This is a genomic window from Kosakonia sp. H02, from assembly GCA_030704225.1.
Classification (GTDB): domain Bacteria; phylum Pseudomonadota; class Gammaproteobacteria; order Enterobacterales; family Enterobacteriaceae; genus Kosakonia.
Window position 1 is genome coordinate 1 of record CP131915.1, and the last position, 23,843, is coordinate 23,843.

The 23,843-nt window shown below is 52.8% G+C and carries 26 protein-coding genes; 12 read left to right on the forward strand and 14 right to left on the reverse strand.

From position 1 onward, the window contains the following. The first annotated feature begins 277 nt into the window (after nt 1–277). From ghrA to Q5705_00015, 3 genes are all read left to right on the forward strand, one after another. Nucleotides 278–1,216, forward strand: a complete 939-nt coding sequence (gene ghrA, locus Q5705_00005) for a glyoxylate/hydroxypyruvate reductase GhrA (protein WLI76989.1) — start codon at nt 278–280, stop codon at nt 1,214–1,216. Between the two features lie 84 nt (nt 1,217–1,300). After that, the gene (locus tag Q5705_00010) at nt 1,301–2,038 is read left to right on the forward strand and encodes a phosphatase (GenBank protein ID WLI76990.1); all 738 of its coding nucleotides are present in this window, start codon (nt 1,301–1,303) and stop codon (nt 2,036–2,038) included. A 19-nt stretch (nt 2,039–2,057) separates the two neighbouring features. Then, nucleotides 2,058–2,612: a molecular chaperone gene (locus Q5705_00015; GenBank protein WLI76991.1), complete on the forward strand. Its 555-nt coding sequence runs from the start codon at nt 2,058–2,060 to the stop codon at nt 2,610–2,612. Nucleotides 2,613–2,653: 41 nt separating this feature from the next. On the opposite strand, the gene csgG is transcribed toward Q5705_00015, so the two are convergent. Genes csgG through csgD form a run of 4 tightly spaced genes read right to left on the reverse strand, consistent with a single transcriptional unit; the run spans nt 2,654 to nt 4,980 of the window. Then, nucleotides 2,654–3,487 (reverse strand): curli production assembly/transport protein CsgG, encoded by an 834-nt coding sequence (gene csgG, locus Q5705_00020; GenBank protein WLI76992.1) that lies wholly within the window; start codon nt 3,485–3,487, stop codon nt 2,654–2,656. Nucleotides 3,488–3,498: 11 nt separating this feature from the next. Beyond that, complete coding sequence (gene csgF / locus Q5705_00025) at nt 3,499–3,912, reverse strand: curli production assembly/transport protein CsgF (GenBank protein WLI76993.1); 414 nt, start codon at nt 3,910–3,912, stop codon at nt 3,499–3,501. Nucleotides 3,913–3,938: 26 nt separating this feature from the next. Next, the gene (gene csgE / locus Q5705_00030; GenBank protein WLI76994.1) at nt 3,939–4,325 is read right to left on the reverse strand and encodes a curli production assembly/transport protein CsgE; all 387 of its coding nucleotides are present in this window, start codon (nt 4,323–4,325) and stop codon (nt 3,939–3,941) included. 4 nt (nt 4,326–4,329) lie between these two features. Beyond that, nucleotides 4,330–4,980: a biofilm master transcriptional regulator CsgD gene (gene csgD / locus Q5705_00035; GenBank protein ID WLI76995.1), complete on the reverse strand. Its 651-nt coding sequence runs from the start codon at nt 4,978–4,980 to the stop codon at nt 4,330–4,332. A gap of 427 nt (nt 4,981–5,407) precedes the next feature. On the opposite strand from csgD, the gene csgB reads away from it, so the two are divergent. The 5 genes from csgB (at nt 5,408) to Q5705_00060 (ending at nt 8,761) form a co-directional block, all read left to right on the forward strand. Further along, on the forward strand, nt 5,408–5,848 hold the full coding sequence (csgB, locus tag Q5705_00040) for a curli minor subunit CsgB (protein ID WLI76996.1): 441 nt from the start codon (nt 5,408–5,410) through the stop codon (nt 5,846–5,848). A gap of 40 nt (nt 5,849–5,888) precedes the next feature. Next, nucleotides 5,889–6,329 (forward strand): curli major subunit CsgA, encoded by a 441-nt coding sequence (gene csgA / locus Q5705_00045; GenBank protein ID WLI76997.1) that lies wholly within the window; start codon nt 5,889–5,891, stop codon nt 6,327–6,329. A gap of 50 nt (nt 6,330–6,379) precedes the next feature. After that, on the forward strand, nt 6,380–6,703 hold the full coding sequence (csgC, locus tag Q5705_00050; protein WLI76998.1) for a curli assembly chaperone CsgC: 324 nt from the start codon (nt 6,380–6,382) through the stop codon (nt 6,701–6,703). An 89-nt stretch (nt 6,704–6,792) separates the two neighbouring features. Next, nucleotides 6,793–7,335 (forward strand): O-acetyl-ADP-ribose deacetylase, encoded by a 543-nt coding sequence (gene ymdB, locus Q5705_00055; protein ID WLI76999.1) that lies wholly within the window; start codon nt 6,793–6,795, stop codon nt 7,333–7,335. Then, nucleotides 7,274–8,761 carry a phospholipase D family protein gene (locus Q5705_00060; GenBank protein ID WLI77000.1) on the forward strand — a complete coding sequence of 496 codons (1,488 nt, stop codon included), beginning with the start codon at nt 7,274–7,276 and terminating at the stop codon, nt 8,759–8,761. Before ymdB ends, Q5705_00060 begins: the two co-directional genes overlap by 62 nt. 20 nt (nt 8,762–8,781) lie before the next feature. Here Q5705_00060 and mdoC read toward each other — a convergent pair whose 3' ends face one another. Then, nucleotides 8,782–9,930: a glucans biosynthesis protein MdoC gene (gene mdoC / locus Q5705_00065; protein ID WLI77001.1), complete on the reverse strand. Its 1,149-nt coding sequence runs from the start codon at nt 9,928–9,930 to the stop codon at nt 8,782–8,784. 274 nt (nt 9,931–10,204) lie between these two features. Here mdoC and mdoG point away from each other — a divergent pair, with 274 nt between their 5' ends. From mdoG to Q5705_00080, 3 genes are all read left to right on the forward strand, one after another. Next, nucleotides 10,205–11,740, forward strand: a complete 1,536-nt coding sequence (mdoG, locus tag Q5705_00070; protein ID WLI79076.1) for a glucans biosynthesis protein MdoG — start codon at nt 10,205–10,207, stop codon at nt 11,738–11,740. Beyond that, nucleotides 11,733–14,261 carry a glucans biosynthesis glucosyltransferase MdoH gene (gene mdoH, locus Q5705_00075; GenBank protein WLI77002.1) on the forward strand — a complete coding sequence of 843 codons (2,529 nt, stop codon included), beginning with the start codon at nt 11,733–11,735 and terminating at the stop codon, nt 14,259–14,261. The genes mdoG and mdoH overlap by 8 nt, the downstream gene beginning before the upstream one ends. A 70-nt stretch (nt 14,262–14,331) precedes the next feature. After that, complete coding sequence (locus Q5705_00080) at nt 14,332–14,559, forward strand: YceK/YidQ family lipoprotein (GenBank protein WLI77003.1); 228 nt, start codon at nt 14,332–14,334, stop codon at nt 14,557–14,559. Here Q5705_00080 and Q5705_00085 read toward each other — a convergent pair whose 3' ends face one another. From Q5705_00085 to Q5705_00095, 3 genes are all read right to left on the reverse strand, one after another. Further along, entirely contained in the window at nt 14,560–14,949 is a 390-nt protein-coding gene (locus Q5705_00085; protein WLI77004.1) for a MysB family protein, read from the reverse strand. Between the two features lie 76 nt (nt 14,950–15,025). Beyond that, entirely contained in the window at nt 15,026–16,771 is a 1,746-nt protein-coding gene (locus tag Q5705_00090; GenBank protein ID WLI77005.1) for an enoyl-CoA hydratase-related protein, read from the reverse strand. Between the two features lie 220 nt (nt 16,772–16,991). Further along, a complete protein-coding gene (locus Q5705_00095) occupies nt 16,992–17,912 on the reverse strand; it encodes a Kdo(2)-lipid IV(A) acyltransferase (GenBank protein ID WLI77006.1) in 921 nt (306 codons plus the stop codon). 209 nt (nt 17,913–18,121) lie between these two features. Between Q5705_00095 and Q5705_00100 the strand changes: the two genes are divergently transcribed. Continuing rightward, on the forward strand, nt 18,122–19,171 hold the full coding sequence (locus Q5705_00100; protein ID WLI77007.1) for a rhodanese-related sulfurtransferase: 1,050 nt from the start codon (nt 18,122–18,124) through the stop codon (nt 19,169–19,171). Between the two features lie 34 nt (nt 19,172–19,205). Here Q5705_00100 and Q5705_00105 read toward each other — a convergent pair whose 3' ends face one another. The 6 genes from Q5705_00105 to pyrC all read right to left on the reverse strand — a co-directional run bounded on the left by Q5705_00105 (nt 19,206) and on the right by pyrC (nt 23,831). Continuing rightward, nucleotides 19,206–19,781 carry a YceI family protein gene (locus Q5705_00105; protein WLI77008.1) on the reverse strand — a complete coding sequence of 192 codons (576 nt, stop codon included), beginning with the start codon at nt 19,779–19,781 and terminating at the stop codon, nt 19,206–19,208. Nucleotide 19,782: 1 nt separating this feature from the next. After that, complete coding sequence (locus Q5705_00110; GenBank protein WLI77009.1) at nt 19,783–20,349, reverse strand: cytochrome b; 567 nt, start codon at nt 20,347–20,349, stop codon at nt 19,783–19,785. A 350-nt stretch (nt 20,350–20,699) separates the two neighbouring features. Continuing rightward, nucleotides 20,700–21,818 (reverse strand): N-methyl-L-tryptophan oxidase, encoded by a 1,119-nt coding sequence (solA, locus tag Q5705_00115; GenBank protein ID WLI77010.1) that lies wholly within the window; start codon nt 21,816–21,818, stop codon nt 20,700–20,702. Between the two features lie 116 nt (nt 21,819–21,934). Beyond that, complete coding sequence (bssS, locus tag Q5705_00120; protein ID WLI77011.1) at nt 21,935–22,189, reverse strand: biofilm formation regulator BssS; 255 nt, start codon at nt 22,187–22,189, stop codon at nt 21,935–21,937. 276 nt (nt 22,190–22,465) lie between these two features. Beyond that, nucleotides 22,466–22,711: a DNA damage-inducible protein I gene (gene dinI, locus Q5705_00125; GenBank protein WLI77012.1), complete on the reverse strand. Its 246-nt coding sequence runs from the start codon at nt 22,709–22,711 to the stop codon at nt 22,466–22,468. A gap of 76 nt (nt 22,712–22,787) precedes the next feature. After that, nucleotides 22,788–23,831, reverse strand: coding sequence for a dihydroorotase (pyrC, locus tag Q5705_00130; GenBank protein ID WLI77013.1), 1,044 nt, complete (start codon nt 23,829–23,831; stop codon nt 22,788–22,790). Between the last annotated feature and the right edge of the window lie 12 nt (nt 23,832–23,843).

Consider the following 23,843-nt stretch of genomic DNA (forward strand, 5'->3'; position numbering starts at 1 on the left):
AGGCGTGCTCCTTCAGCCACTCGGACACCTCACCACATTGTCTTCCCGTTGTTGCCGGGACGGGCGCTAATGTAGGGAAAAGCCGTAACGCCGTCAATCCTCTTTTTCAATAAATTGGCGCGTTTAGACAAACTTCCAACAACCTGCTTCTTAAACGTTCTGAAATCGCTTTTTTTCTCGTCACGGCACTTTCTGCACGTGATGCGGGCGAGATTTGTTATGCTAATCAGCCGCATAAAAATAAACCGTCAACATCACAACACCCGCTGGAGTAGAGATGGAAATTATCTTTTATCATCCCACCTTTGATAACCACTACTGGGTGACTGCCCTGAGCAACGCGCTGCCGCAAGCCAATATCCGCATCTGGACGCCGGGAGATGATGCGCCAGCCGATTATGCATTGGTCTGGCATCCGCCTGTGGAGATGCTTAAAGGGCGTGCGCTGAAAGGCGTTTTCGCGCTGGGGGCCGGAGTCGATGCCATTCTCAGTCAGCTAAAAGCCCACCCCGAAATGCTCGCCGATGCTGTACCGCTGTTTCGCCTGGAAGATACCGGTATGGCGCTACAAATGCAGGAATATGCCGTAAGCCGGGTGCTGCACTGGTTTCGCCGTTTTGATGATTACCACGCATTGCAGCAACATGCGAAATGGCAGCCGCTTGATGAGTACGCACGCGAAGATTTCACTATCGGCATTCTCGGCGCAGGTGTACTCGGCGCGAAAGTCGCTGAAAGCCTGCATTCGTGGGGGTTCCCGCTGCGCTGCTGGAGCCGCAGCCGTAAATCGCTGCCTGGCGTGACCAGCTTTGCCGGCGCCAGCGAACTGAGTGATTTTCTGCACGGCACGCGCGTGTTGATAAACCTGTTGCCGAATACGCCCGAAACGGCGGGCATCATCAACCAGGCATTGCTTGAACAACTGGCAGACGACAGTTATGTGCTGAACCTGGCGCGCGGCGTTCATGTGGTTGAGGCCGATCTTTTACAGGCGCTGGAGAGCGGCAAAGTCAAAGGCGCGATGTTGGATGTTTTCCACCACGAGCCGTTAACGGCGAGCAATCCGCTGTGGGCGCATCCGCGCGTGGCAATCACCCCGCATATCGCGGCCAACACACGGCCTGCTGAGGCGATTGCCTTTATTAGCCGCACCATCGGGCAACTGGAGCGTGGCGAGCCGGTGAGCGGGCGCGTGGACAGAGTGCGCGGTTACTGATACCCACCCGGCTTTGCCGGGTTTTTCATTAAACTGCATAACAATAGCTGCTATCCTTGCCAAAAATAACTCCAGGAGTGAGCCATGTATCCCGTTGACCTGCACATGCATACCGTCGCCAGCACCCACGCTTACAGTACGCTTCACGATTATATTGCCGAGGCAAAACGCAAAGGGATCAAACTCTTTGCCATTACCGATCACGGCCCGGATATGGCGGACGCGCCGCACTACTGGCATTTCGTCAATATGCGCATTTGGCCGCGCATCGTAGATGGCGTCGGCATTCTGCGCGGTATTGAGGCTAATATTAAAAATACCGCTGGCGAGATCGATTGCACCGGCCCGATGTTAACCTCACTGGATCTGATCATTGCGGGTTTCCACGAACCCGTATTCGCACCGCAGGATAAAGCCACCCATACAGAGGCGATGATTGCGACGATGGCCAGCGGCAATGTGCATATCATCAGTCATCCAGGTAACCCGAAATTCGAAATCGATATTCCGGCAATAGCCGCCGCTGCGGCGAAATATAACGTGGCGCTGGAGATCAACAACTCCTCCTTTATTCATTCGCGCAAAGGCAGTGAAGCCAACTGTCGCGCCATCGCTGCGGCGGTGCGAGATGCAGGTGGCTGGGTCGCGCTGGGGTCGGATTCCCATACCTCTTTTACGCTGGGTGATTTTGTGGAATGCCGTAAAGTGCTGGATGACGTCGGATTCCCGGAAGATCGTATTTTGAATGTCTCGCCGCGCCGCCTGCTCAATTTCCTGGAGTCACGCGGCATGGCACCGATTAGTGAATTTGCTGAACTTTAATACTGACTGGAACAACTGAATGAATGAATTTTCTATCCTCTGCCGCGTGTTGGGCTCGTTGTTTTACCGCCAGCCGCAAGATCCCCTGCTGGTGCCGCTTTACACCCTGATCCGCGAGGGGAAGCTGGCGCAAAGCTGGCCGCTTGAGCAGGACGAATTGCTCGAACGGTTGCAGAAAAACTGCGATGCACAAACGTTGGCAGCGGATTACAACGCACTGTTTGTCGGCGACGAATGCCGCGTGCCGCCGTACCGTAGTGCGTGGCAGGAAGGGGCAACGGAAGCCGAAGTGCGTTCCTTCTTATCGAGCCGTGGTATGCCGTTAACCGATGCGCCTGCCGATCATATCGGTACGCTATTACTGGCGGCCTCCTGGCTGGAAGACCAGTCGGCGGAAGATGAAAGCGAAGCTCTGGAAACGCTGTTTGCCGACTATCTGCTGCCGTGGTGTGACGCCTTCTTCGGCAAAGTCGAAGCACACGCCACCACGCCGTTCTGGCGCACCCTGGCTCCGCTGTCGCGCGACGCTATTGCTGCGATGTGGGAAGAGTTGCAGGAAGCGTCCGACGGATAAGTTCATGCACAGCGTGACCTTAAGGCCACGCTGTGCAGATATCAGGACTCCGTCGGTACCGCCATGGTGCGGTATTTGGTCAATATCTCGTTATTACGCTCCGCCCTGTTTTGCAAATCCCACAATCCTCTGTCGATGCCGTCATTAATAAGCAGGATCACGCCCGTCTCAATGGCCGACATCAGGCACAGCATCACCGGCTCGTTAGCGGTATAGCCGATTTCGCCCTCCAGCAGACGCTGGTAATCGATAAAACGGAACACGCCCGCCTGCACCTCATAAGAGAGGATCGTTTTGCTGGTATTCACGGAGGAGAGAATTTCGCCGGTGCTGACGTTAACCACCCGCAAGTTAACGGCAATCTGATCCAGCTGATACTGCGTATCGCCGCCTATACCAAAGTAACGCGCACCAATCCCGCCCGATTTTACATTGCTCTCATAACCAATAATTGAACCTTCCACCATCACATTCGCGGCGGTCAGTGATTGCAGCGGACCACGATTATTGACCGCCACGGTGCCATTTTCCTGCGCGGCGCGAATAATCTTGCGCTCGTTGAGCAGGTTTTGCAGACCCTGACGCTCCAGCGGGACGAACCAGCGGGAATCTTTCAGAGCGGTTACCAGCATGGCTGTTGCGCTCTGCGGCACGGCAGTGGAGAAGTTACTGGCCGGATAGGGCTTAAATTGCCCGGTTTCATCCTGAATATTGTAAACCGAGACGAAAATCTTCCCCGATGGCATAGGCAAATTCGTCAGGTCGCTATAGCTCTGGGCGCGTGGCAACAACGTGGGTCTGGCGGCTTGTTTTGGCGGCGCGGTTAAGCATCCGCTTAATAAGCACACGGCGAATAAAAGAAATAAGCGCGGCATAGAAATTGTCCTTAAAAATCGGTGGAACCGCTTTGCAAACCCGATACCTCAATGGTGGAGGTTTTGCCGGTTTTGCGGTCGGTGACATTTAATTGCAACTGCCCGTCTTTATTTGAGATATCGACGATGAAATCACTGGTCACCATGCGCCCCGGTTTTCCGGTGTTGATATTGGTGAGCAAGCCACCCAATATTTGCGACTGGATAGCCTGCGTAAAGTTATCCAGTGCCGACGATGTTTCGATGCCGTAATCGTCATAGTCGGGATCTTTATACGAGTTTTGCGCCTGGGCGCTATTTAATAAAAAAGAACCGTTATTGGGATTGCCGCCAAAATTAGGGTTACGAAATTGAAATGTCATATTTCCCGCCCAGCTTGCAGGGACAATAAGCAGCAGCGAGAGTAGGGCATATGCGATACGCATATTCGCCTCCAGGTAAGCGTTACGGTTTAATATTCGTCGCTCGCCAAATCACCAATGCTGAGCAGCGCCTGGTTTATTTGTTGGCGTTCGAGTGCTTGCTGGGTTTGCTCCAGCGCAATATCGACATTCTGAGTAAAATCGCGCCGCGTCGGGAAAAGGAAGGTCTGGTAAACCACTTGCTGATTAATTGCAATGGTTATCCAGCTTCCCCAGCGGGCGCTTGGTCGTTCATTGATGGTTAAATTCCCCTTCCAGCTACTTTCCCATTTATCACTAAAGGCACGATAGAAGTCATGACCGACGGAGGAGACCGTGTGATCGGTTAATAAACCGGGTATCTCCACTTCCACCGCGCTTACGTTGCCCACGGCAAGCAGTAAACCGCCTGTCGCTAAAAGGATTGCGCGTTTCATTGCCTTATCGCCTGAGGTTATCGTTAGCCCAGGAGACAGCCTGGGTGCGATTTTTAACCGCTATCTTCCTGAAAAGATTATAAAGATGGGTTTTAACGGTATTTTCGCTAATAAACAGAGAGCGGGCTATTTCAATATTTGATGCGCCAACCCGCAGCTTGTTGAGGATCTCTTTTTCGCGGTGCGTGAGCAAAGAGGATTCATTGCTGTAATAACGATAATTTCCGGCGTGAGTAATCAGATAGTTAGCAAGTTTCTGCGAAAAATAACACTCTCCACGCCTGATCCCCTGTAATCCGTCGATGAGTTGAGTCTGATCGTCTGATGCGTAAAAGACACCAGTGATATTTGGCCAGCTTTCGATTTCATGAAAGGGATATTCATTAGGTGTGTTTAATAACAGTAATTTCAAATTCTTGTTAGACCGGGCTAAAGCCGTTTGCCAGTGATGAATGCTTTTTTTATCGGCATCCATCATATCGAATATAACAACGCTTTGTGGCGGAACATCGTCAAGAGATCGTTGAATATTCTGCAATTTTCCTGGCAATGCCAGCGCTTTTTTTAAATGCTGTAACAGCGCTGTTGCCTGTAATGACGGTTTCGTAATCAACAATAAAAGAGGAATGACAGAACTATGGACATCATTAAACATGATGAGACCCCGCTTATTTTTATCCGCAGCTATCCCCATGTATTAATGGGGAAACCAGAAGTACTGACAGATGCTGTTTTGCTTATATAGGAATAAGTACTCAGCCCATAAAGGGGAAAATAAGAAGAAGTGATTAAGACTGCCGTTTCAATCTAACCCTTACAAACGTTAATGCAAGTGTGAATCATGTAACATAATGTAAAATTAAATATTAAAATGTTATTTTTACTTTTGGCATCCGCAGTATTAGGGCGTTTCAGCCCTTTACAGACGATCCTCATAATGACGAAGGTATGAGTAATAAGAGCTTTCATGCGTTGGCGTGACCTGGATGGATAAAATCCAACTTGCGTGTGAGATATTTTATTTTTAATCCGCCCATACTCATTTCCGTAACGCAGAATTAACGAATTGTGGCGGTGACAGCATGAAAAGCAAAATGGTTTTTATGATGTTAACCATGCTGACGGGGCCGGGTATTGCCACCGCAGCAGGCTATGACCTGGCAGGTTCTGAATATAATTTGTCGCTCAATGAGTTAAATCAGGTGGCGAATATTGATCAGCGTGGCAACAATAATAATGCGCTTATTAATCAGAACGGTTCAAAATTAACAGGCGTTATTTCCCAGCAGGGTGGGCGTAATTCCTCGCAGGTAAATCAAAGCGGTAGCGATAACTTTGCTTATATTGCCCAGGCAGGAAATGCCAATCAGGCAAATATTACGCAAGGAGCTTACGGAAATAGCGCAGTGATATTGCAAAAGGGCTCGGGTAACCGGGCCGATATAATGCAATACGGTACTCAAAAGACGGCAGTTGTAGTGCAAAGACAGTCGCAAATGGCCATCCGCGTTATTCAACGCTAAATGTCCGGCGGCTTTCATATCAATCCGATGGGGGTTTACCATGAAACTTTTCAAAGTGGCAGCAGTAGCAGCGATTGTTGTTTCAGCCAGCGCCTTTGCCGGCAGTGTTCCGCAATATGGTCACGGCGGTGGCGGCAGTAGCGGCCCGAATTCTGAATTGAGTATCTATCAATACGGCAGTGCTAACGCTGCGCTGGCACTGCAAACCGATGCGCGCAACTCCGATCTCACTATCACGCAACACGGCTCTGCCAACGCTGCGGATGTAGGGCAAGGCTCGGATGAGAGTACCATTGATTTACTGCAAAGTGGCTCGCATAACAATGCGACGCTTGATCAGTGGAACAGCCGCGAGTCTGATATTTCAGTGCGTCAGTTTGGTGGCGGGAACGCCGCGCTGGTTAACCAGACGGCATCAGCCTCGTCGGTTACCGTGCAGCAAACGGGCTTTGGTAATAACGCCACCGCCAATCAGTACTGACCGTCATTCTGAGATAAACAGGGCTGCGGCCCTGTTTTTTTGGAGCCATTATGCCAAATCTGGTATTGCTGGCCGCGCTAACCAGCCAGATCACATTTACCACGGCGCATCAGGGCGATATTTATACCATCACCCCGCTGGTGGAAGTGGCACAGCCGTGCGTCTGTCAGGTCCAAATCATTACCGAACGCGAAAGTGCAGGGGGCGTAAGCCAGAGCCGACAACGCAGCCTGATGAACCTTAATGCCAACCAACCTACCGCACTTTCACACCTCACGATGAATATCCCGGCGCAGGCGAAAGTCAGCATTACTGTCACCGTCACGGATGGTCAGTCCCTGCAACTGATCCAGCAGTGGTCTCCGGAGCATTGATCCCGCGCGATAAGTTGTGCGCGCCATTTCCTTCCCGGCCAGGATACACTTAGTGAATCAAACCGTAATGGGTCGGAAAGGGGGCAATAATGGAATCACGGATGCAGGTACTTCATGGGGATATCACCACCCTCGATGTGGATGTCATTGTCAATGCGGCAAATTCATCGCTGCTTGGCGGTGGCGGTGTGGATGGCGCAATCCACCGCGCGGCAGGGCCTGAACTACTGGAAGCGTGCCGGCAAGTGCGTCAGGAACAGGGCGAGTGTCCGCCTGGCCATGCGGTGATCACCACTGCGGGAAATCTGAAAGCGAAGGCGGTAATCCACGCCGTTGGGCCTGTCTGGCGCGGCGGGAATGACAATGAAGCCCATTTGCTGGAAGACGCCTATCGAAACAGCCTGAAGCTCGCCGATGCGAATAGCTATACCACTATCGCGTTTCCCGCGATCAGCACCGGGATATATGGCTACCCGAAAGCGGCAGCCGCGGAGATAGCCGTAAACACCGTTTCGGATTATCTAACCCGCCATTCTCTGTTACGGCAGATATACTTTGTCTGCTATGACGATGAAACTACCCGACTCTATCAACGCCTACTCACCCAACAGGGCGACGAACCCACCACCTGATTCCCGGCTCGGGCGCGCAATTGCGCCCGTTTGCGATGCGCATCCAGGGCTGTGCGGTTTACATATCCTTGATGACAGCCTTGATGCGTTTGTCGCCCGTTACCGGCTGGCGGAAATGGCAGAGCGAACGCTGGATGTGCAGTATTACATCTGGGAAGACGACACCTCAGGCCGGTTGTTGATGTTAGCGCTGCTGGCCGCAGCGGATCGTGGCGTGCAGGTTCGGTTGCTGCTGGACGACAACAACACCATCGGCATGGACGGCGTTCTGCGCCAGCTCGATAACCATCCCAATATTCAGGTGCGTCTGTTTAACCCTTTCTCGTTTCGAACGTTGCGTGCGCTGGGCTATCTGACAGATTTCGCCAGGCTCAACCGGCGTATGCACAACAAAAGTTTCACCGTTGATGGCGTAGTGACGCTGGTGGGCGGGCGCAATATTGGCGATGCCTATTTTGGGATTGGCGAAGAGCCGCTCTTTACCGATCTGGACGTGATGGCGATAGGGCCGGTAGTGGCTGATGTGGCCCACGATTTTTTGCGTTACTGGAACTCGGCTTCGGTCTCGTCGCTGAGCAACGTGCTTTCTCTGTCTCCCGAGGAAATCGCCGAGCGCATCCGTTTGCCGGAAAGCTGGCGAAATGACATTACGGCGGTGCGTTACCAGGAAAAACTGGCTTCTACGCAATTTGCCACTCATCTGGAAAACAGGTCGTTGCCGCTGTTATGGGCGAAAACGCGCTTACTCAGCGATGATCCCCGCAAAGGGGAGGGAAAAGCCCGCGACCACACGCTGCTGCCCCAACGCCTGCTCAATGTGATGGGGAAACCTGACAAGCAGATTGATATTATCTCTGCCTACTTTGTACCGGGGCGAGCCGGGGTCGCGCTGTTGCTGCAACTGGCGCGCAAAGGGGTGAAGATAGCTATTCTCACCAACTCCCTGGCGGCGAATGACGTGACGGTGGTGCACGCCGGTTATGCACGCTGGCGTAAAAAATTACTGCGCCACGGCATCGAACTCTATGAACTGAAACCCACCAGCGGCGCACCACATCCACACCCGGTCCACGACCGAGGTTTAACGGGGAACTCCGGCTCCAGCTTGCATGCCAAAACGTTCAGCATTGACGGGGAAAAGGTGTTTATCGGTTCGTTTAATTTCGACCCGCGCTCGGCGGTGTTGAACACGGAAATGGGTTTTGTGATCGATAGCGAATCGCTGGCACTGCAAATCCATCACCGTTTTTTACGCAGCCAGCGCGATATCACCTGGCAACTGCGCCTCGACAGATTCGGGAGAATTAATTGGGTTGAAAAGCAGGACGGCAAAGAGGTGGTGTTGAAAAAGGAGCCACAGACCCGGCTCTGGCAGCGTATCCTGGTGCGGCTGGTTTACTGGTTGCCGGTGGAGTGGCTGCTCTGAATCCAGAGCAGCTCATGTGATTACCCGGCGTGGGCATGGTTTTTCGCGGTTTTCTCCTGCGGCTTGCCGGAGAAGAGGAACCGCAACAGCGGGATGCGTAAATGGATTTCATACAGCAGCACGGCAATCCCCACCACAAACACCAACCCGGTGATAAAACCCAGTAAATTCGACTGGATATGCGGGGTGATCCACGCACCAAACAGCAGCGTTAGCGGATGGTGAACCAGGTAGATAAACAGCGAAGCGTTAACAAAGTAACTTACCCGCGCGGACTGGAAATTCAACAGCCGGTGACCCAGCGAGAAGACCACATTTACCATCCACAACCCCAGCAGCATCGTAATCACCGCTTCGGTTTCATACAGCCACGCGTCGCCATTGCCATAACGCTGATTAAGCAGATAGGCGACAAACGCCAGCACCGAGCCTACTATGCACCACGGGGAAGGGGTGGTGAACAGCGATTTCAGGCGAGGATTGATGAACGCCAGCGCGCCAAGTAAGAAAAAGGGGATGTAAAACAGGGTCTGCATGACGGCAAAATTAAACAGCGCGTCGCGCAATATATCGGGATAAAGCACAAATACAAGCCGGCGAAACGCGGCCCACGCGATACCCAAAAACAGGAACCACAGGGAAAGCTGACCCAGCGAAATAGTGCCGAGCAGGCGATCTGCATTGTTTCTGATTTTTTTAAATAACCACATGCTGACGGTCGTTAATACGACAAGCACCAACAGGAACCATAAATGAGAAATCAGTTCCCATGACAGCGTATTGAATTTGTCGTACGTCGACAGAGTGTGCCAGTCGACGGCGTTATCTTTCACATATTGCAACATAATAAATTGCGGCAGCGTCAACAGCGGAATGGCAGTGAGCATCGGAATACCGACGCGCTCTACGCGCACTTTCCACCAGCGCTTCAGCGGGTAGCGCAGGTACAACATGTAGGAAAAATAGCCGGAAATAACAAAAAACACCTGCATGCGAAACGCATGAATAGCATCATTAAACAGCGTCAACCACCATGAGGGGTAGGCGCTATTCACGTGCCACATATGGCTGGAGTAAATGAGTGAAATGTGAAACGGGATCCCAAGCAGCATTAACCACGCGCGGATGGAATCAAGGAAATATTCTCGTTGTGCGGGGGCTTTGGTCATATATCTCCGTGCATTCTCAGACTTTTCGTCTTATCCATAAGACAAATAATGATTACATTCGAAACCAACCCTACACTATGTCAGATAACCTGTCTCCAGGATAAGACTGCAAAACGATTAAGGGGCTAGTTTCATTTGTTTAATCAATGAACCGGCAGGCAGAACAAAGCGGGGATTCAGTTGTCGGATTGCCAGAGTTTCCATTAAAATGGATCGGATCGATTTAAGCACACAAAGGGGGAAGTGCTTAGTTATTATGAAACCTAAATTACGAATGATGAAAATGCGTTGGGTGGGTGTAGCTGTTCTGTTGTCACTTTATACGTCATCAGGCTGGGCCTTTTCTATCGACGATGTCGCAAAACAGGCTCAATCCCTGGCCGGCAAAGGTTACGAAGCGCCCAAAAGCAATTTACCCTCAGTGTTCCGCGAGATGAAATATGCGGACTATCAACAGATCCAGTTCAACCACGACAAAGCTTACTGGAACAAGACGAACACCCCGTTCAAGCTTGAGTTTTACCATCAGGGCATGTACTTCGACACGCCGGTGACCATCAACGAAGTGACCGCTACCGCTGTTCGCAAAATCAAATACAACCCGGACTTCTTCAATTTCGGCAATATCCAGCACGATAAAGACACGGTGAAAGACTTGGGGTTTGCCGGTTTCAAAGTGCTTTACCCCATCAATAGCAAAGATAAAAATGACGAAATCGTCAGCATGCTGGGCGCAAGCTATTTTCGCGTAATTGGCGCAGGTCAGGTCTATGGTCTTTCCGCGCGCGGTCTGGCTATCGACACGGCGCTGCCATCGGGTGAAGAATTTCCGCGTTTTCGCGAGTTCTGGATTGAGCGACCAAAACCGACCGACAAACGCCTGACTATCTACGCACTGCTGGATTCTCCGCGTGCCACCGGCGCTTACCGTTTTGTCATTATTCCGGGCCGCGATACGGTTGTGGATGTGCAATCCAAAGTGTACCTGCGCGACAAAGTGGGCAAACTGGGCGTTGCGCCGCTGACCAGCATGTTCCTGTTCGGGCCTGCGCAGCCGTCACCTGCTACCAACTACCGCCCGGAACTTCATGATTCCAATGGCCTGTCGATGCTGGCTGGCAACGGCGAGTGGATTTGGCGTCCACTGAACAACCCGAAACACCTGGCTGTCAGCAGCTACGCGATGGAAAACCCGCAGGGCTTTGGCCTGTTGCAGCGTGGCCGTCAGTTCTCCCGTTTTGAAGATATCGATGACCGCTACGATCTGCGCCCGAGCGCCTGGGTCACGCCAAAAGGTGAGTGGGGCAAAGGTAAAGTCGAGCTGGTTGAAATCCCGACCAATGATGAAACCAATGACAACATCGTTGCCTACTGGACGCCGGATCAACTGCCGGAAGCCGGGAAAGAGATGAACTTCAAATACACCATCACTTTCAGCCGTGACGAAGACAAACTCCATGCGCCGGACAACGCCTGGGTTCTGCAAACTCGCCGTTCAACCGGTGATGTGAAGCAGTCGAACCTTATTCGCCAGCCGGATGGTACCACCGCGTTTGTCGTGGATTTCACCGGGCAGGACATGAAAAAACTGCCGCAGGACACCCCTGTTACGGCGCAAGCCAGTATTGGCGATAACGGTGAGATTGTTGAAAACACCGTTCGCTATAATCCAGTGACGCAAGGTTGGCGTTTGATGCTGCGCGTGAAGGTTAAAGATCCGAAGAAAACGACGGACATGCGCGCTGCGCTGGTCAATGCCGATCAGACCCTGAGTGAAACCTGGAGCTATCAGCTACCTGCCAATGAATAAGACAACTGAGTATATCGACGCGCTGCCGCTTCCGGCTGACCAGAAGGCGGCGCTGCCGACGGAAAGTATTCGCGCCGTGCATGAGGCGCTGGATGCGGAACACAGGGACTGGAAGCGTGAAGACGATACGCCGCTGGGTTCTGTTACCGCACGTCTGGAGCACAGCTGGCCGGACTCACTGGCGCAAGGGCAGCTCATCAAAGACGACGAAGGACGCGCACAGTTGCAGGCGATGCCGAAAGCTAAACGTTCTTCCATGTTTCCCGATCCCTGGCGCACCAACCCCCTTGGTCGATTCTGGGATCGCCTGCGCGGGCGCGAAGTCCTGCCACGCTATATGGCGCGGTTGACCAAAGAGGAGCAGGCGCAGGAGCAGAAATGGCGTACCGTCGGATCGATCCGCCGTTACATCCTGCTGGTGCTGACGCTGGCGCAAACCGTCGTTGCCACCTGGTACATGAAAACCATCCTGCCTTATCAGGGCTGGGCGCTGATCAATCCTACCGATATGGCAGGCCAGGATCTGTTGGTTTCCGTGATGCAGCTTCTGCCTTATGTGCTGCAAACCGGCATCCTGATCCTGTTCGCTGTATTGTTCTGCTGGGTGTCCGCCGGTTTCTGGACGGCATTAATGGGCTTTTTGCAACTGCTGATCGGTCGTGATAAGTACAGCATTTCAGCCTCGACAGTGGGCGATGAGCCGCTTAATCCGGAACATCGCACCGCGCTTATCATGCCTATCTGTAACGAAGACGTGGACCGCGTGTTCGCAGGCCTGCGCGCCACCTGGGAGTCCGTGAAAGCCACCGGGCAGCAACAGCATTTTGACGTTTATATCTTGAGTGACAGTTACAACCCGGATATCTGCGTCGCTGAGCAAAAAGCCTGGATGGAGCTGGTGGCTGAAGTGCAGGGCGAAGGGCAGATCTTCTACCGCCGCCGTCGCCGCCGCGTAAAACGTAAAAGCGGCAATATTGATGACTTCTGCCGCCGCTGGGGCAGCCAGTACAGCTATATGGTGGTGCTGGATGCGGACTCGGTGATGTCCGGTGACTGCCTGACTGGCCTGGTACGCCTGATGGAAGCCAATCCGAACGCCGGGATCATTCAGTCTTCGCCGCGCGCTTCCGGTATGGACACGCTGTATGCGCGTTGCCAGCAGTTTGCGACTCGCGTCTACGGGCCGTTGTTCACCGCCGGTCTGCATTTCTGGCAGTTGGGTGAATCCCACTACTGGGGTCATAACGCCATTATCCGCGTGAAGCCGTTTATCGAGCATTGTGCGCTGGCTCCGCTGCCGGGTGAAGGCTCGTTCGCCGGTTCTATTCTGTCCCATGACTTCGTGGAAGCTGCGTTAATGCGCCGTGCCGGTTGGGGCGTGTGGATCGCCTACGATCTGCCGGGCTCTTATGAAGAGCTGCCGCCAAACCTGCTTGATGAGCTGAAGCGCGATCGTCGCTGGTGTCACGGTAACCTGATGAACTTCCGCCTGTTCCTGGTGAAAGGGATGCACCCGGTGCATCGCGCTGTGTTCCTGACGGGGGTGATGTCTTATCTCTCTGCGCCGCTGTGGTTTATGTTCCTTGCGCTCTCCACCGCCTTGCAGGTGGTGCATGCCCTGACGGAACCGCAGTACTTCCTGCAACCGCGCCAGTTGTTCCCGGTGTGGCCGCAGTGGCGTCCGGAGCTGGCCATCGCGCTGTTCGCATCGACCATGGTGCTGCTATTCCTGCCGAAACTGCTGAGCATTATTCTGGTGTGGTGCAAAGGGCCGAAAGAGTACGGCGGCTTTTTCCGAGTGACGCTGTCGCTGCTGCTGGAAGTGCTCTTCTCCGTGCTGCTGGCACCGGTGCGTATGCTGTTCCACACGGTGTTCGTGGTCAGTGCGTTCCTCGGCTGGGAAGTGGTGTGGAATTCGCCGCAGCGTGATGATGACTCCACGCCGTGGGGTGAAGCCTTTATGCGCCACGGCTCTCAGCTGCTGCTGGGGCTGGTGTGGGCCGTGGGTATGGCGTGGCTGGATCTGCGTTTCCTGTTCTGGCTGGCACCTATTGTCTTCTCGCTGATCCTCTCGCCGTTTGTCTCGGTGATTTCCAGCCGTGCGACAGTGGGCCTGCGCACCAAACGCTGGAAGCTGTTCCTGATCCCGGAAGAGTATTCTCCGCCGCAGGTACTGGTGGATACAGACCGCTATCTGGAACTGAACCGCTCGCGCTCACTGGAAGAGGGTTTTATGCACGCGGTGTTTAACCCGTCCTTTAACGCGCTGGCGACGGCAATGGCAACCGCGCGCCACCGTGCAAGCCACGTGCTGGAGATCGCCCGCGATCGCCATGTTGAGCAGGCACTTAACGAAACGCCTGAGAAGCTCAACCGCGATCGCCGTCTGGTGTTATTAAGCGATCCTGTGACGCTCTCGCGGCTGCATTATCGCGTCTGGTCAGCACCAGAACGGTATCTGTCCTGGGTGAGCTATTACGAAAAGTTGAAGCTTAACCCGCTGGCGTTAAAGGCGAAGTAAGCCGACATTAAGGAAAATACCGGCCCGCGAGCCGGTATTTTTTTGACCGTTGAGTCTGAAGGGGAAACAAGTGAAAGTGATTCTGGTCGTCGTGATGGCGTGTTTACTGAGCGGGTGTGGCAGCATTATCAGCCGCGCAATACCCGGTCAGGGCCACGGGAATCAGTACTATCCCGGCGTGCAATGGGATGTACGTGATTCCGCATGGCGCTACATTACCGTACTCGATTTGCCCTTTTCACTGGTGTTTGACACGCTGCTATTGCCGCTGGATGCGCATCATGGCCCGTACGAATAATCAACGCTCGTCCCACTCATCCGCCGCGGTTTGACCCTCTTCGGTATCCAGCGGCGGTTCGAGCTGGAATTCGCCTTCGTCCCATTCGTGCAGCGTGTTCTCCTCTAACCACTCCTGGCTGATTTCGATTTCGTCGAAGTCGCCATCAAACACACTTTGCGCCGCTTCACCGCTGAACAGCGGCAGGCATTCACCTGGCTGCTCTTCGTCAGCGAAAAATTCTGCCTGCCACGCAATATCGCCATCCTGCAATACGTATTTCTGGACATTGAACTGTTGCACATTGAGATCGTCTTCATCGACATCCGGATTATTGGCGATGAACTCTTCGCGAGCCGCATCAATGGCTTCGGCCAGCGTAGAGTAATAGTTCAGTTCAGAATCGGCCATGTCAAAACTCCTTTGATAACAGAAAAAGGCATGCAGAAATCTATAGACGCTCGTGTTACGAGCGTCAAATTCCGCACTAACTTTCTTGCTGACATTCGCACGCTTCCGGCGCTGGAGTGGAGCAAGTGAGGTTATATCGCTGCAAATGATCGGGCAATTTGCAGGGGGGGTGTTTCATTACAAACGCCTTTCTGCGCGATGAAAAATTCAGATCATCATCGAAAAAGTTCGCACGCATTTTTACCAGCTCTTCCCGGCGGTAATTATCCGGTGAGCGTTCATGGCGCATGGCATGTTGGTTAAGCAGTTTTTCCTGCTGGTATATGGGCAATTGTGCAGGTGAAATCATCTCAGAAACCTGGGCGATAACCGTTTCGAGAAACGCTGAGCGGGAAGTGTCAATAACGCTATCAACCATGCCAATCGATGCGGCATGGCGGGCGCTAAGCGGCATACAATTTTCGGTCAGCGCGTGGGCCATTTCTGCCCCGACTCGCCACGGTAAGGTGAGCGTCCAGAGTTCGGAACCAAACAGCCCCATCGTTTTGTAATGCGGGTTGATAACCACCCCAGATCGCATCATGACCCGATCGGCTGCCAGCATGAGCATGGCACCGCCCGCGCCGGCGTTGGCATTGACCGCACTGATGACCAGTTTGTGATGGCAGGCGAGGATCGCCGCGGCAAGATCGTCAATCGCGTTGATCGAAGCCCATCCCTCCTCGGCGGGATTATCCGCTACGTGAATGGAATTAAGCTCAATACCGTTTGACCAGAAATCGTCCCCGCCGGCAAGAATAATGGCATCCAGGCTCGTGTCTTGTGCGGCTTGCCCGAACAGAGCGCATAATGCCAGCGAATCATTGGTCGTGAATGCGCCGTTTAGCAGCGGAAAATGGAGGATGCCGATTCGACCGCGGCGTTCCAGCCATGCCCTGTCGGGATGCGTTACAGGCAAAGTTGCCAACGGCCCAAGCGCGGGCAGTTCCTGAGCCAGTACCACCGCTGCCGGCAGTTTTACCTGGGCTAGCGGATGGTCATCTGTGCGACGCAAATGTCCAATCCATAACGCGCCATCCGCTGTTGCCACGCAAAGGGCATCCTTTGAGCGCGCGAAAATATCACCTGAGCGCCCGCGCATTTTTGCGACATCCGCATCCGCTTGCCAGACATTAAAAACGCGCACCGGTACGCCAGCAAGCACGGTGGATGCGCCCGGTATGCTGTCACTGGCCCATATTTTACGCAGAAGTGTGCTGGTGGTATCGGTGTTCCAGTCGAGGGTACGTGCGGCTGTGGTCACGGGCTTTCGCTCACGTCCCCGCGTGTATGCGCTGGCATAATCAAGGGGCTCGCCTTTCTGCTGCCCGGCGTTCAGTTTGTCTATAAGCTCCCATAAGCAGGCCACGGCGGCGTCTGTGACGAGGTGTCGATAAATCTGGCTCTTTGCCATCGGCGGGAGGGGGAACGTGCGCGTGGCCCAGATGTCGCCTGCATCCATTACCGCATTGGCCTCAAGCAGGGTGACGCCCCATTCGTTCCATCCTTCAAGGATGGCCCAGTCGAGAGAGCTTGGGCCACGATCGCCGATAATGCCTGGATGCAGGATAAAGCATTTGAATTGCTGCCAGACGTGCTCAGGGATGGCGCGTTTTAAGAACGGCGCAATGATGATGTCGGGCGGGTCGTCTTTTAGCCTCTGTTCAAGGTCTTCATTATTAGCGAAAACAATGACCGCCACCTGGTGTCCGGCATCGGTCAGTTCAACAAAAAAACGTTGAGACAAGCCATTAAACGCACTGCAAAGTAGGAGAATTTTCATAGGGTTTCCTTCCTGGAAAAAGACGATTCGCCTGTTAATAATGTGGTTGCTATTATTTCCGTCAAGTGAAAAACAACAAGCAGACAGAGGCCTTCTGTGGGTGGGGGAGTTCTTATACAGACTTGAAAAATCTTTACTGCGCGTAAGAAAGCGCCGGGGCCGGGCGGAAAGCGAAGGAAGGAGGAGAAAACCCGCACATTCATGCGGGCTATTTAAGGAATCAGTAGCGGGATGGCACCCCTTCGGGGCGGGTTTTGAAGCGGCGGTGCAGCCACATATATTGCTCAGGGGCCATTAAAATGCAGCGCTCAACCACTTTATTCATCCAGGCGGCGGTGGTTTGTGCATCGTCCAGCGGTGGTGAGCACTCTGGCTCAAGCATGATCAACTCATAACCTTTGGCGTCTGGTTTACGACGAGGAACAAAAGGGACGATACAGGCTTGCGATGTGCGCGCCAGCATCCAGGTGCCGGAAGTGGAAGCGGCTTCTTCTACCGCGAAGAATGGCGCGAAGACGCTGGCACGCGGGCCGTAATCATGATCTGGCGCATACCAGACAACGTCGCCCGCTTTCAGGGCGCGGATCATACCTTTGAGGTCTTTACGGTCGATCATGCTTTTATTGGAACGCATACGACCCCAGGTTTGCAGCAGATCGATAACCGGGTTGTCATTGGGACGGTAAACGCCAATGCCCGGCTCATTTAAGCCAAACATGCGTGCCCCGATTTCCAGGGTTAAGAAATGCACGCCAATCAGCAAAATGCCGCGCCCTTGCACCTGCACGTTGCGCACATGTTCAAAGTTTGAAACGTCCATCCAGCGGCGCATACGGCGATCGGACCAGAACCAGGCCATGCCGGTTTCCAGCAGGCCCATGCCAACAGACTCGAAGTTTTTAACCACCATTTTCTCGCGTTCTGCTTCGCTCATTTGCGGGAAGCAGAGCTCAATATTGCGACGCGCAATGATGACTCGGCGTTTCATCACGCGTTGCGCAAAGTAACCAATGCCGCAGCCGAGGCGATAAATAACGGGATAGGGGAGTTGAACGACCAACCACAGCATGCCAATTCCGAACCAGGTTGCCCAGTAGCGGGGGTGCAGCAGCGATGCCGAAAATTTGGGTAAATACGTCATGACTGTCCTGTAAAAAACTACAATTCCCTGTATTCTCGCACTATTTCCGAAATTAACCAAAATCAGGGCGTCTCTTTTTCCAGGAATTGTCGTACGGGGTGATCTGAATGAGTGAAAATGTAGCGCAAAATGTGGGGATGTAAATTATCAGTATTTGCTTTATGATGCCGCCGTTTTTTCATTCTCCACTCTTGCAGGACACGTACACCATGCCAGTGTTACATAACCGCATCTCCAATGATGAACTGAAAGCCCGCATGCTCGCCGAAACTGAGCCGCGCGTTACCGTCTCCTTTTATAAGTACTTTTCGGTCGTCGACCCGAAAGCGACGCGCGATGCGCTGTATCAGACATTAGCGCAACTGAGCGTTTTTGGGCGCGTCTATCTCGCCCATGAAGGCATTAACGCGCAGGTCAGCGTGCCGCAAAGCAAGTTTGATGCTTTCCGTCAGGCGCTTTATACCTTCGATCCGGCGCTCGACGGTTTGCGTCTGAATATCGCCATTGATGATGACGGCAAATCCTTCTGGGTGCTGCGCATGAAGGTGCGCGATCGGATCGTGGCGGACGGTATAGACGATGAAAGCTTCGATGCCAGCAATGTCGGGGACTATCTGAAAGCCGCAGAAGTGAACGCGATGCTCGACGATCCTGAAGCGATTTTCATTGATATGCGTAACCACTATGAATATGAAGTGGGCCATTTCGACCGCGCGCTGGAAATCCCTGCCGATACCTTTCGCGAACAGTTGCCGAAAGCGGTTGAGATGATGCAGGAGCATAAAGATAAGAAGATTGTCATGTACTGCACCGGCGGGATCCGCTGCGAAAAAGCGAGTGCGTGGATGAAGCATAACGGCTTCAGCAAAGTGTGGCATATCGAAGGCGGCATTATTGAATATGCGCGCCGCGCCCGTGAACAAGGGTTGCCGGTCCGCTTTATCGGCAAAAATTTCGTTTTCGACGAGCGTATGGGCGAGCGCATTTCCGATGACGTTATCGCGCATTGCCACCAGTGCGGCGCACCGTGCGATATGCATACTAATTGCCGTAACGACGGTTGCCATCTGCTGTTTATTCAGTGCCCGAGTTGTGCTGAGAAATTCAACGGCTGTTGCAGCGAGCAGTGCCTGGAAGAGAGCATGTTGCCGGAAGAAGAGCAGCGCAAACGCCGTGCCGGTCGGGAAAACGGCAATAAAATCTTCAACAAATCACGCGGTCGCCTGAACACCAAACTGGGCATCCCGGACCCGGAATAAGACAACAGGAGAGGGGAAACCCTCTCCACTGTTTTTACTTCTGACGCACACCTTCTAGCGAAATAATCAGCTCAACATCCTGCGATGCCGGGCCAAGATCGGTGGTGATATTAAAGTCTTTCAGCTTAATTTTGCCGGACGCTTCAAAGCCCGCGCGTACGCCGCCCCACGGATCGTCACCCTGGCCAATCAGCTTCGCTTCAAGTTCTACCGGTTTGGTCACGCCGTTGAGCGTCAGGTTGCCGGTAATATCCAGCTCATCGCCCTCTTTTTTCACTGACGTTGACGTAAATGTCGCCTGCGGAAATTTCGCCACGTTCAGAAACTCCGCACTGCGCAGGTGTTTATCGCGCTCGGCGTGGTTGGTATCCACGCTGTTGGTATTAATGGTGACATTGACCTTATCGGCGGCGGGATTCGCTTCGTCGAAGGTAAACGTACCGTCGAAATCTTTAAACGTTCCGTACAACCAGCTATAGCCCAGATGCTGGATGCGGAAATTAACGAAGGCGTGTTGCCCTTCTTTGTCGATTTTGTAGTCCGCAGCGATAGCCGAACCGGTAGTAAACAGCAGCGAGGCGAGAGCGAGTCCCGGCAGGATCTTCTTCATATTATGCTCCAGAGTCAGGTGACGATTTTCCCAGCATGCGCTTGAGAGTGGCGTCTTTATCAATGAAATGGTGTTTAAAGGCGGCAAGGCCGTGCAAAACGGAAAGCACAACCACACTCCATGCCAGCCACAGATGAACAGTGCCTGCCAGATCCGCCTGCGAACCGGCATCCGCCAGCGTTGCAGGAATATCAAACAGCCCGAACACGCTAATCGGTTTGCCGTCGGCGGTCGAAATCAGATAACCGCTGAATACAATGGCAAACAACAAGAGATAAAGGGCGATATGGGCGACAACCGCGCCGATATGCGTCAATCGGGAATAGCTGCTGAGCGGCGGTGGCGGCGGGGAGATAAAACGCCAGATAACGCGGATGACCAGCGCGAACATGAGCAGAACGCCAATACTTTTATGCAACTCGGGAGCCTGATGATACCAGCCATCGTAATAGCTAAGCGTCACCATCCACAGCCCCAGGGCGAATATGCCATACACCACAATTGCAATGAGCCAATGGAGCGTCATGGAAATAACCCCATAGCGCACGGGAGAGTTATGTAATTGCATAATTGTTAATCATGGTTAATCAAAAGTTAATTTAAAATGGCGGGGGCGCGATAATAATGCAACTCAAAAAATGCGAATTAAATTGTTATTTTTTCTATATCATATTTTTTGAATGATTTTGTCTGTTTGCATTCAGGTTATTAGACGGGTAACGGCTATTATGCAGAATAAATAGGGTTTGTAGGGAGTTGGCACATTTTTGATATGTTCAAAATTATTGCACTAAAATTATATTTTATTAAATCAATGTCAACTTTTGTCAGCTTTTTTATTATTCCAAAAAGAGATAAATAAGTTCGAGTGTGGCGACCATAAAGATAAAAGCGGCCTGCATGGAGGCCGCTTGTGGATTATTTGCCAAAACGGGCAAGCGAAAAGGGCTGCAAATCAAAAGGCGTATTTTTACCCTGCGCAAATGCGCTGGCGATTTCACCCAGTACCGGTGCGAATTTAAAACCGTGGCCGCTTAGACCGGTGATCACCAGCGTGTTCGGCTGATCGGGCAGGGTATCGATAATAAAATCTTCATCTGGCGAATTATCGTAGGTGCAGGACGCACCGTACAGGCAGCCGCCGATGCCGGGCAGAAACTGGCGCAGAAAACCAAAGCACTCGGAACCATCGGTCGGCTCTGCGCCAAACGGGGTGCGCTGTTGGGCATCATCAATCATCTGGCCACCATTATGACGACCGATTTTTAGCTCGTTCTCTTCAGCAGGAAAGCCATAATATTGCTCGCCGTTTGGCATTTCGCCGGTGAAGGCTGGAAAGTGGTTTTTGGTACTGTAACGCCCATCGGCCTGGAACCAGGCGAAAACTTTACGCACAGGCTGAACAGGCAGGGCAGGAAGCAGCTTTTGCACCCAGGTGCCTGCGCTGACCAGCAACTTTTTACCGTGGAATGTGCCTTCTGGCGTTTCAATCCTGACGCCGTCCTCATGGTGATGCAGGGCGGTGACCGGGCAGTTAAACAGTTGCGCACAGCCAGCCTGTTCTGCGAGACGGATCCAGGTTTTAATCGCCAACTCGCTACGCAACACGCCGGAGTCGGTTTCAAACAGGCCGATATAATTCTCCGGAACGCGGATTTCTGGCCAGCGCGCCATCAGCGAGGGTGCATCGAGTTTTTCCAGCGTCAGCTTCCACTGCTCTGCACTTTGCGCAACATTGGCAAGAAAAGTGGAATCTGCCGGGCCAATATTAATGACGCCGGTCCGCTCAAATACCGCTTCGCCACTCTCTGTGGTCAGTTCATCCCAAAGCGTCTGCGCGCGTAATACCAGCGGGACATATTTTTCACCTTCACCATAAGCATGGCGGATTAAACGCGTATCGCCGTGATGGCTGCCTTCCTGGTGCGGCGGTAAATGCGCATCGGTCATCAGCACATTTAGCCCGCTTAGGGTGGCGTAATATCCCGCCGCCGCGCCGACAGAGCCGCTGCCGATAATAATCAAATCGTACTTCATGGTTTTCTCCAGCAAATGCGTCTTCAGGAGGGTAAATAAGCCGGGGGCGTTATACAAGGACGGAAATAAGAAAGGCACCGCAAGGGTGCCTGTTGTGAAGTATGGACGCATTATGACTAATGCCTGCGATACTCATCTTCCTGGTAATCGCCTGATTCAATCTTGGCAATGCCCGCTTCGAGAATAGAAATAAACTGGCGGGCAACATCGGTCGTTAACCACAACGTCTGGCCGACTTCGGTCTCTTCCTGAGCGGCTCTGTTTGGGGTCTGGTAATGCAACCGGAGCATCAGGGCGTCGTAACTATCCACGGTGCTGATGTCCCATCCAATCAGTGGATGGGTCTGGATGACTTCATTATTCTTTACCATCATAACCCCCATATTAGCGTGTTTAATTAGACAACGACTTTCGAGGTTCAATGCGTGTTTTAATTTGAAGCTTTTTTAGTATACCAGGAAACAGTCCCTCTGAGCGAAAAAATAAACACTCTGCAACATCTTTTTTGCGCGCGTTGATTTTTCTGAATAACAAGACGTTATGTTAAGCAACTATTTTTACTGAACAATTCTTTTGCAAATGGTTTGCTTAAAAAAAATACAAAAAAGCCGGGGCGACCCGGCAATAAGAACAATCTTTAAAGTAAATTAATCGGTGATAAACCAGTCATCAGCGCTCTCCCAGGTCTCTTGCAGGATTTCGCTGATACGGTCTTTATCTTCTTTTGCGCCACCGAGAACGGAAAGATTATTTGCTGCGGCATAACGAACCGAAATTTTATTTTCGCGATCGGGATAGCAATTATTCAAACGGCGGGATAACTCGCCAGCCAGCGCGTCGATAGCACCCGGCGGTAAGGATGTGGTTTTGGCAATCGTCACTTCAATACGCATAACGGCCCCCTGTGTAATGTACTGGATATTTATACAGTTAACTCAGACTATTTACAACAGGGGGGAACAGATTTTTTTAACGCTTCACGCGCCAGCGCACAGTTTCGCCTGCCAGGAATGGCACCAATGTATCTTCCGGCAAAGCAATGGTTTCCGGCACAACGCTCTCTTCACGCACCAGTTCAATAAAGGTGTCATTCACCGGCAGGCCATAGAAACGCGGCCCGTTCAGGGAGCAGAACGCTTCAAAGTGCTGCAATGCGTTCATCTCTTCAAACACGGTGGCATAACTGCCGAGTGCGGTCGGCGCGTTAAAACAGCCTGCGCAGCCGCAGCTTGCTTCTTTGCGATGGCGGGCATGTGGGGCGGAATCGGTGCCGAGAAATGCGCGATCAAATCCGCTGGCGACCAGTTCACGCAGCGCCTGCTGGTGGATATTGCGCTTCAGAATAGGCAGGCAGTAGAGATGCGGGCGCACACCGCCCACCAGCATATGGTTGCGGTTAAACATCAGATGCTGCGGGGTAATGGTCGCTGCCAGCAATTCATTACCATCGCGCACGTACTCTGCGGCATCTTTGGTGGTGATATGTTCGAACACCACTTTCAGACCCGGCAACCGCTGGCGCAGCGGCTCCATTACCGTGTCGATAAAGCGCGCTTCGCGATCGAAAATATCGATTTCAGCATGCGTCACTTCGCCATGCACCAGCAGCGGCATGCCCAGTTTTTCCATGCGCTCCAGCACCGGCATAATGGCATCAATGCTGGTTACGCCGTGGCTGGAGTTGGTGGTGGCATTGGCCGGATAAAGTTTTGCTGCGGTGAACACCTTTTCATTAAAACCGCGCTCAATTTCATCGGCGTTCAGGCTGTCGGTCAGGTAGCAGGTCATCAGCGGCTCAAAGCGCTGCCCGGCAGGCACAGCATCAAGAATGCGCTGGCGATAGGCAATGGCGGCATCGACGGTGGTGACAGGAGGAGCAAGGTTGGGCATGACAATGGCGCGAGCGTAGGTTTCGCTGGTCCACGGCACCACGGTTTTTAGCATATCACCGTCACGTAAATGGACATGCCAGTCGTCAGGACGGCGGATTTTCAAAACCTGGGATTGTGTCATTGGAAGGCTCCG

Coding starts and splice junctions, on each gene's coding strand:
- mdoG (WLI79076.1), top strand. CDS start 10,205: ATGATGAAAATGCGTTGGGTGGGTGTAGCTGTTCTGTTGTCACTTTAT.
- mdoH (WLI77002.1), top strand. CDS start 11,733: ATGAATAAGACAACTGAGTATATCGACGCGCTGCCGCTTCCGGCTGAC.
- csgD (WLI76995.1), bottom strand. CDS start 4,980: ATGTTTAATGATGTCCATAGTTCTGTCATTCCTCTTTTATTGTTGATT.
- csgF (WLI76993.1), bottom strand. CDS start 3,912: ATGCGTATCGCATATGCCCTACTCTCGCTGCTGCTTATTGTCCCTGCA.
- Q5705_00090 (WLI77005.1), bottom strand. CDS start 16,771: ATGAAAATTCTCCTACTTTGCAGTGCGTTTAATGGCTTGTCTCAACGT.
- csgA (WLI76997.1), top strand. CDS start 5,889: ATGAAACTTTTCAAAGTGGCAGCAGTAGCAGCGATTGTTGTTTCAGCC.
- Q5705_00100 (WLI77007.1), top strand. CDS start 18,122: ATGCCAGTGTTACATAACCGCATCTCCAATGATGAACTGAAAGCCCGC.
- csgC (WLI76998.1), top strand. CDS start 6,380: ATGCCAAATCTGGTATTGCTGGCCGCGCTAACCAGCCAGATCACATTT.
- ghrA (WLI76989.1), top strand. CDS start 278: ATGGAAATTATCTTTTATCATCCCACCTTTGATAACCACTACTGGGTG.
- dinI (WLI77012.1), bottom strand. CDS start 22,711: ATGCGTATTGAAGTGACGATTGCCAAAACCACATCCTTACCGCCGGGT.
- pyrC (WLI77013.1), bottom strand. CDS start 23,831: ATGACACAATCCCAGGTTTTGAAAATCCGCCGTCCTGACGACTGGCAT.
- Q5705_00105 (WLI77008.1), bottom strand. CDS start 19,781: ATGAAGAAGATCCTGCCGGGACTCGCTCTCGCCTCGCTGCTGTTTACT.
- Q5705_00085 (WLI77004.1), bottom strand. CDS start 14,949: ATGGCCGATTCTGAACTGAACTATTACTCTACGCTGGCCGAAGCCATT.
- ymdB (WLI76999.1), top strand. CDS start 6,793: ATGGAATCACGGATGCAGGTACTTCATGGGGATATCACCACCCTCGAT.
- Q5705_00110 (WLI77009.1), bottom strand. CDS start 20,349: ATGCAATTACATAACTCTCCCGTGCGCTATGGGGTTATTTCCATGACG.
- csgE (WLI76994.1), bottom strand. CDS start 4,325: ATGAAACGCGCAATCCTTTTAGCGACAGGCGGTTTACTGCTTGCCGTG.
- mdoC (WLI77001.1), bottom strand. CDS start 9,930: ATGACCAAAGCCCCCGCACAACGAGAATATTTCCTTGATTCCATCCGC.
- solA (WLI77010.1), bottom strand. CDS start 21,818: ATGAAGTACGATTTGATTATTATCGGCAGCGGCTCTGTCGGCGCGGCG.
- Q5705_00060 (WLI77000.1), top strand. CDS start 7,274: ATGAAACTACCCGACTCTATCAACGCCTACTCACCCAACAGGGCGACG.
- Q5705_00010 (WLI76990.1), top strand. CDS start 1,301: ATGTATCCCGTTGACCTGCACATGCATACCGTCGCCAGCACCCACGCT.
- csgG (WLI76992.1), bottom strand. CDS start 3,487: ATGCCGCGCTTATTTCTTTTATTCGCCGTGTGCTTATTAAGCGGATGC.
- bssS (WLI77011.1), bottom strand. CDS start 22,189: ATGGTAAAGAATAATGAAGTCATCCAGACCCATCCACTGATTGGATGG.
- csgB (WLI76996.1), top strand. CDS start 5,408: ATGAAAAGCAAAATGGTTTTTATGATGTTAACCATGCTGACGGGGCCG.
- Q5705_00015 (WLI76991.1), top strand. CDS start 2,058: ATGAATGAATTTTCTATCCTCTGCCGCGTGTTGGGCTCGTTGTTTTAC.
- Q5705_00095 (WLI77006.1), bottom strand. CDS start 17,912: ATGACGTATTTACCCAAATTTTCGGCATCGCTGCTGCACCCCCGCTAC.